Below are 7,474 nucleotides of genomic sequence, written 5' to 3'. Positions count from 1 at the left end.
CCCAGGGGCCCGTGGGTGATGCGGGGCCCGAGGGGGCACAAGGGCCCCAGGGAACCAGCGGACCGCCGGGGTTGCCAGGCGCCACCGGAGCGCAGGGACCCGCGGGGCCCATCGGCCCTATCGGTCCTATTGGTCCTGCCGGTGCCACGGGCCCGGCGGGCCCTGCTGGCCCCGTGGGACCCGCGGGGCCTGTCGGTGAGACGGGTGCCACTGGTCCCGCCGGCCCTGCTGGCGCCACCGGCCCTGCCGGTCCCGCGGGGCCTGTCGGCGAGACGGGTGCCACCGGCGCGGCGGGCCCTGCTGGCGCCACCGGTCCTGCCGGTCCTGCTGGCGAGACGGGTGCGACCGGTCCCGCCGGCCCTGCTGGCGCCACCGGTCCTGCCGGTCCTGCTGGCCCCGCCGGTCCTACCGGGGATACAGGTGCCACCGGCCCTACGGGCCCTGCCGGCGCAACCGGCCCCGCAGGTGCGACGGGGCCCGCTGGCGAGACGGGTGACACCGGCCCCGCGGGGCCTGCCGGGCCCGCCGGCGCAACGGGTCCTGCCGGTGCAACGGGTCCTGCCGGGGAGTCCGTGGTCGGGGCGTCCGAGCCCCCTGGGGTGAACTGCCCCACGGGCGGTGTCCAGTACACCTCCGCTTCTGGCGTCAACTACGTCTGCAACGGAGCTCCGGGCCCCGCGGGTGACACCCTGGCCTTCGGCTACTTCTATGCGCTGATGCCGCCCGACAACGCCGCCACGGTCGCGGCCGCGTCCGCGGTGGACTTCCCTCGCGACGGTGCGACGAGCGGAATCAGCCGGGCCAGCGCCAGCGAGTTCGTCCTGCCAGCGATTGGCGTCTATGAAATTTCCTGGCAGGTCAGCGTCAGCGAGGCCGGCCAGCTCATCCTCGGGCTCGACAGCGGCTCAGGGGTGGTGGAGCAGATCAGCACCGTGGCTGGCAGGGCGACGGGAACGTCCCAGATCATGAACCACGTGTTGATCACGACGAGCTCCGTGAACTCGCTCTTGACCGTCCGCAATCCCGCTGGGAATTCGCCGGCCCTGACGATTACGCCTCTCGCCGGCGGCACGCGGGCCGTCTCCGCGACACTCCTGATCAAACAAATCCAGTAGGCACCGGCCCCAGCAGGGCCGGTGTTCCGGGGAGGCCATTCGCGCGGTTCGAGTGGCCTCCCCTCGAAGTCTGTCATTTCGGACGCAGGGCCAAAAAGGCATGACACCTGCCCGGCTCGAATTGCGCAGACACCTCGTGAATGCTTGCGCAGTGAAGGGCTGTCAGTCCATGACATGAACACCGTCAGGAGCCGCGGTTAGGGTGTGAATTCCTAACGCTCCCTGGAGGTCTTCATGCAATTGCCGCGATTTTCTGTCGTACTGGTTTCAGCCTGCGCCGCATGGCTGGTGGGCTGTGGGGATGCGCCCGCGGACTCGATGGAACTGGCGGACGGGCTCTCCACCATCGACCCACGGTCGGGCCCCACGGGGGACGGGACCTGGATGGGCGAGCCCACGGGCGCGGGCTGCGAACCCGACGCAGGCACTCCGCCGCCCACGGATGGCGGACCGTCTGCCGACACCGTGCTGGTGACGAGCACCACGCGCTTCTTCACCTCGGTGGGCATCTCCGAGCAGGTCGAGGACCTGTCTGCCAATCCCCCTGAGATCCTCGTGCCCCAGGGCGCGACCTTCTCGCTGATTCTGGGCTCCGCGGTGCCCGGTGGCTGGGAGTTCCGGGGAGTGCCCCAGGGGCCGTACTACCTGCACAGGGGGACCACCCACGTCATCACGTCCGCGCGCCACGTGGACGTCGGCAGGAACCGGCTGGGCCGGGACGATGCCGTCTACTCGGAGTTCAACTGGGCGCCCCTGCAAATCAACCTCTTGAACCTGGCGCCGTGGACGCCATCCGGGTCCGGAAACCTGCAGCCCGGCTCCAGCCTCCAGCTCACCTCCGGGCAGGTGGACCTGTTCGGCTGGATGGACCTCTTCGAGATGGTCCCCAGGGGGCAGACGTCCATCCTCACCAACCAGGCCAGCCTGTCGCTCGGCAGTGGCTACAACATCCCCATCTTCGAGGCCGCGCGCGGAGACCGGATGTATGTCAATCAACTGAGCCAGTTCAGCGCGCAAGCGCTGTCGGATGGGACACCCGTGGGCTACGCCGCCGTGGAGCGCTCCCTGGAAGTGGGCGCGTTCGACTTCGCGCCGGACGGGGTCAGCCCGCTGCCGGTCTCCGGCATGCTCCAGCCCGTGAGGATGCGCGAGTTCCCCGTGGAGTGGCGCCTGCCCGCGTTCACTCGCTTCGCCTCGGAGGTACACCCGCTGGCGGCGCCCTGGACGCCCACGCTCCAGGTCCTGCCCGCCGCGCATGGGCTGTCCAAGGGTTGGATCGGCTACTCGGGTGAGCTGCTCACCCTCCGCCTGCCCCGAGCCTCCTCGTTCGACTACACGACCCGCCTGAAGTTCGGCAATCCGTTTCCCCAGAACTGGGGTGTCGTAGGCGCCTCGGGCTACAGCTTCCGGCACTCCGCCCCGCTGCCGGACGGCTCGGGCAACTCAATCGCCATCTCGGGCACCATCTCCACGGTCGACACGCTCGACAATCTCATCGCGGGGCCGCTGCAGCCCCGGGTGTCCCCTCCCCGCTCACTGACCATCGACGGCGTGCCCGCGAGCGTGCCGCGCGAGGTGGGCTCCGCAAGCCCCGTCATCGCCTGGGCACCGCCCACGCTCGGCACGCCCAATGCCTACCGGGTGGCCTTCTACCGGTATGACCCGGACCTGAACTTCGCCTTCCAGACGACGAGCCTCTATGTGCCCGGCTCGGCCACGCAGGTCCGACTGCCGCCCGACGTGCTCCTACCGGACAGCATCTACTACCTGCGTGTGAGGGCCATCGACGCCCCCGGCTTCGACATGGAGCGCCACCCGTTCACGACCCACGAGCAGGTGCCCTACAGCAGCGCGGATGCCGTCAGCTCCCTCATCACCACGCCGTAAGCGGCTTCGGTGGAGCTGAAACGTTTCGCCACCTCCCGGCCACGCGGCCCGGGTCCGGACGGGGTCAAACCTCACCGGGCCCGGGCCGTGGTGTCAGGAGTTGCATCTTCCGCCACACCAAATTGCGGACCTCCCTCGTCTTCCGTGCTAGGCAGCGCCCGCCGAAGCGCCTCGGCCGGGTGACAGCTCGAGGGCCCTGGGGTGTTGAACCAGTCCAGCGCCTCCAGACCTGACCCACGGCACCGCGCCGAAACAGGGGGACCGAATGTTTCCGAAGACCGGGTTCACGAGTGCCGTCACCGCGGTGCTGCTGGCGTTCGCTCCGCGAGTCGCCGCGGAGCCCACCGTCCAGGCTCCGTCCGCCTTCTTCCTCTCCCGGAGCGAGAACCGGAACCAGGTCCACTACGCCGTGGCCCTGGATGAGGGCTGCCGCCCTGTCGGCGCGCGTCCCGTGCACGTGTACTGGCGGATGCTGGAGCGGGGCGAAGCGGAGGTCGAAGCGCTGCTGAGCATCGAGCTTCCCGCCTATGGACTCGAGGACGCGCAGCAGGTGGAGTCCACCGCCGAGGGTGGGCGGGTGCGCATCCGCCTGCGGTCATTTCCGGATCGCCCCATCGACATCACCACCACCCTGGTGCGCGGTCAGTGCTCGGTGCAGGCCTGGACGAAGTTCGGCGCCAACACGGCCCAACTGGTCCACATCTTCGTGAAGACGTCCTGGCCCTTCTCGGTCGACTTCGTGCGGCTGGATGGCGTGGGCGCCGAAGGTCAGGCCCTCTCCGAGCTGATCCGCCGGTAGGACGTCCCGCCCGCGCCGGAGCCATGAAACACCGGTGTGATACCCCTGGAATTTCCAGCGGTTCCGGCTGCGTCAAAAAATCCGCGCGGAAGTGACAACCTCAGGGGGAACGGGGCCGATAATGCCCGCATGACCAGTGTCGTCGGCCCCCGCCGCTCGCCCCTCTCCGCTCGCCCGACCGAAACTGAAACCGCGCGTGAAACGTCTTCACCCCGGGCACCTGCCCCGGCGCGCAACGAGTTCGAGCCCTCGCGGCAGGGACTCGCGGGCCTCACCCCCTCCCTCCTGACGAAGCTCGGCTCCGTCTTCGTGCCTGGCGCCCCCACCGTCGCGAACGCGGCGGCCCCGAGCGCGAAGGCCGCGACGGGAACGGCGGCGACGCCGCTGACCCCCAGCACGAGCCCCAACGCGGCCATCCAGGACAACGCCACCGTCACCAGCACGCTGGACGTCGCGGACGACGCCAAGGTGGAGTCGCTCAAGCTGGACCTGGACATCGCGCACACCTACCGGGGTGACCTGACGGTGACGCTGACGTCCCCGTCGGGCAAGAGCGCGGTGGTGTCCAACCGCCAGGGCGGCTCCGCGGATGACCTCAAGGGTTCGTTCGACCTGAAGGACTTCGCGGGAGAGCCCACGAAGGGCACCTGGAAGCTCGAGGTGAAGGACACCGCGAAGGGCGACATCGGCACGCTGAAGCAGTGGGGGATGAACATCGTCCCCGAGACGAAGGCGCCCGAGCCGGACCCGGAGCCCTCGGATGACCCGTTCGACGGCCTGCGCGACGACGCGCTGCTGAAGGCCGTGAGGGACTCGGCCTCCGGCAAGAAGGTGGTCAGCTACAACGAGGCGCGCAACATCATCTTCTCCAGCCTGGACGTGAACGCCGCCGGCAACGTGGAGTGCGTCTACACGGGCGTGGAGGTCAAGGGCGGGAAGATTCCGAACAGCTCCGTGATGAACGTGGAGCACACCTGGCCGCAGTCCAAGGGTGCCACGGGCGCCGCCAAGAGCGACCTGCACCACCTGTTCCCCACCGACAGCAAGGCCAACTCGCGGCGCAGCAGCTTCCCGTTCGGCGAAGTGGTGAACGTGAAGTGGAGCCACAACGGCGCCAAGCTGGGCACGGACGCCAAGGGCAACACCGTGTTCGAGCCGCCCGACTCCCACAAGGGCAACGTGGCGCGCGCGATGTTCTACTTCTCGTCCACGTACAACAAGCCCATTCCCGCCGACGAGGAAGCCGCCCTCAAGGCGTGGAACAAGCTGGACGGAGTGGACACCGCGGAGATCGAGCGCAACCGCCGCGTGGCCAACATCCAGGGCAACACCAACGCGTTCGTCGACAACGCGGACCTCGCGGATCGCGTCAAGGATTTCTAGACGCCCGCTGAGCCGCACCGGAGATGAAGCACAGGGGTTGGATGGCTCGAGCCGTCCAACCCCTTTCATTTGGAGCCCGTCCATCCGCCACCGCGACATCGCTGCCCGGAACTCGTGGTGTGGGGAGTGCTGACAATCCTGTCGCGATGGCTGCTCGCCCACTCCCGCGACTCCGGGGAAAAGCGAGGGGCGTCGCGAGGCATGGGTGTTGCTTGGAGACAATCGCCACCCAGCCACAGGAGCGACTGTCTGACTCGCCTCGCCTTCGTCGCGCTGCTCCTCCTCGCCCCGGCGGTTCGTGCCCAGGCGGAGTCCCCCAGGCCCCAGGCCGAGTCCACGGCGGCCATTCCGAAGACCTCCATCTGGCTGTCGCCCGTGACGCACGCCTTCTTGTTCTTGGGAGGGCCGATGACGGAGCGGCTCCACGTCGCCGTGCCGATTGGCGTGGGCCGGAGCTTCTCGGAGACAACCACGGGGGTGCTCGAAGTCACGCCCATGCTGACGCGCAACAGTTGCAACCGCGAGTCCATGCGCTGCGACACGATACGGCAGCTCAAGGTCACCCTGGGCCTGGCGTGGAAGCCCGCGCCCAGGGCTCGTGGGCAGGGCTTCTTCTTCCAGCCCAGGTTGAGCGGCATGTGGACCTTTGACAGCCAGCATTTCCGTCCCTTCGGAAGGGCCTCCGCGCTGACGTATGAGCAGGAACATGGCTTCCAGGTCACCCTGGGGATGGACGTGGGCTACCGCGTCGTGACGCGACGCTCTGGGTTCTTCTTCGAGCCCATGCTCGGACTCGGCATGGGCTACAGCGTGAACCAGCGACGCAAGGCCATCGACGTGAGCTTCCAGTATGGAAATCCCATGACGGAGGACCGCACGGACCGCGCCATCACCGACCTGGACCTGGACCTGGTTCGCCTGGGCGTCACCTTCTGAATCCAGTGTCCCGGTACTCGATACGGAGCAGGCTCTCGCGCGCCAAGAACCATTCGCTCACGATGCGAGATATTCATGGAAACCTCCGCGCATGAAACAGGCTCGGTACCTCGGGCTCGTCTGAGATTTCCCGGTATCAACGACTGAAACATACGTCATCAGGCGGATACCCCTCGCCATGTGGGCGGCTTGGGTATACCGGTTGATTCATGAGCCGCTCGTCAGCTTCGGTCGGGACATTGCTGGGTCAGAAGTATCAGCTGCGCCAGAGGATTGGCGTGGGGGCAATGGGCATCGTCTACGAGGCGGCGGAGCTCGACGAGACCGACGCGGTGGCCATCAAGGTGCTCCAGCAGCACCTCCTCGACAACGAGGCCGTGCTCGCGCGCTTCCGTCGGGAGGCGCGCGCCATCGCGGGGCTCCAGCACCCGCACCTGGTCGAGGTGAAGGACTTCCAGTGCAACCCGGACGAGCCTCCGTTCATGGTGATGGAGCTGCTCCAGGGTCAGACGCTCCGACTCCTGCTGAAGCAGCAGGGTCCCCTGCCCGTCGCGCGCGCGGTGGCCATCGCGCTGCAGACGTTGTCCGCGCTGGAGACCGCGCATCGCGCTGGGGTCATCCACCGCGACATCAAGCCGGACAACCTCTTCATCGTCTCGAGCGAGACGGGTGACAAGGTGAAGGTGTTGGACTTCGGTGTGGCGAGGCTGCTCCACGAGGACGACGCCTCGGCGGTGGGCGCGGAGGCGGGAGCCTGGGTGGGGACGCCGTCGTTCATGGCGCCCGAGCAGGTGCGTTGCCAGCCCGTTGACGCGCGCGCGGACCTCTACTCGCTGGGTGCGTGTCTGTACCAGATGGTGACGGGGAAGCAGCCCATCGACGTCGCCGACACGGTGGCGCTCTTCTCCGCCATCGTGGAGCGGGTGCCGCCACTCGCCTCAGCGATTCGGGCGGACGTGCCCGAGGACTTCTCGCGAGTGCTTGCACGCGCGCTGCACAAGAAGCCCGCGGAGCGCTTCGCTGATGCCGAGGAGATGGCACGAGCGCTCAGGCCGTGGGCCACCCCACCCGGGATTGAGACTGCGCTTCAGATTGACGCCGGACCTGAGCTTCCGATCGACGCCGGGCCTGAGCTTCAGTTCGACATTGCGCATGAGCTTCCGCTCGACGCCGCGCCCGCGCCTCAGCTCGACACCGCGCCTGCGCCTCTGCTCGACTGCGCGCCCGCGCCTCAGTCCAACGCAGCTCCTCAGCCCAGCGCCGCGCCTCAGCCCAACGCTGCGCCTGCGCCGCAGCTCAACGCCGCGCCTGCGCTAAACCTCGCGCCTGTGGATGAGCGTGCGCCGGTTGTACC

The 7,474-nt window shown here is 68.3% G+C and carries 6 protein-coding genes; all 6 read left to right on the top strand.

From position 1 onward, the window contains the following. The first annotated feature begins 599 nt into the window (after positions 1 to 599). Positions 600 to 1,115 (top strand): hypothetical protein, encoded by a 516-nt coding sequence (locus tag HR086_RS48070; protein ID WP_217440333.1) that lies wholly within the window; start codon positions 600 to 602, stop codon positions 1,113 to 1,115. A 234-nt stretch (positions 1,116 to 1,349) separates the two neighbouring features. Beyond that, positions 1,350 to 3,002 (top strand): fibronectin type III domain-containing protein, encoded by a 1,653-nt coding sequence (locus tag HR086_RS42920; protein WP_174458967.1) that lies wholly within the window; start codon positions 1,350 to 1,352, stop codon positions 3,000 to 3,002. Between the two features lie 265 nt (positions 3,003 to 3,267). Next, the gene (locus HR086_RS42915; RefSeq protein WP_174458966.1) at positions 3,268 to 3,801 is read left to right on the top strand and encodes a DUF4833 domain-containing protein; all 534 of its coding nucleotides are present in this window, start codon (positions 3,268 to 3,270) and stop codon (positions 3,799 to 3,801) included. Positions 3,802 to 3,930: 129 nt separating this feature from the next. Beyond that, positions 3,931 to 5,184: an endonuclease gene (locus HR086_RS42910; RefSeq protein WP_141649009.1), complete on the top strand. Its 1,254-nt coding sequence runs from the start codon at positions 3,931 to 3,933 to the stop codon at positions 5,182 to 5,184. Between the two features lie 408 nt (positions 5,185 to 5,592). Continuing rightward, positions 5,593 to 6,120 (top strand): hypothetical protein, encoded by a 528-nt coding sequence (locus HR086_RS42905; protein ID WP_141649008.1) that lies wholly within the window; start codon positions 5,593 to 5,595, stop codon positions 6,118 to 6,120. Between the two features lie 209 nt (positions 6,121 to 6,329). Beyond that, the coding region (locus HR086_RS42900; protein WP_174468524.1) for a serine/threonine-protein kinase at positions 6,330 to 7,474 on the top strand (1,145 nt) is incomplete at its 3' end.

Source organism: Myxococcus sp. CA039A (assembly GCF_013336645.1).
Taxonomy (GTDB): Bacteria; Myxococcota; Myxococcia; order Myxococcales; family Myxococcaceae; genus Myxococcus; species Myxococcus llanfairpwllgwyngyllgogerychwyrndrobwllllantysiliogogogochensis.
This window is presented reverse-complemented; position numbering and strand designations above follow the sequence as displayed.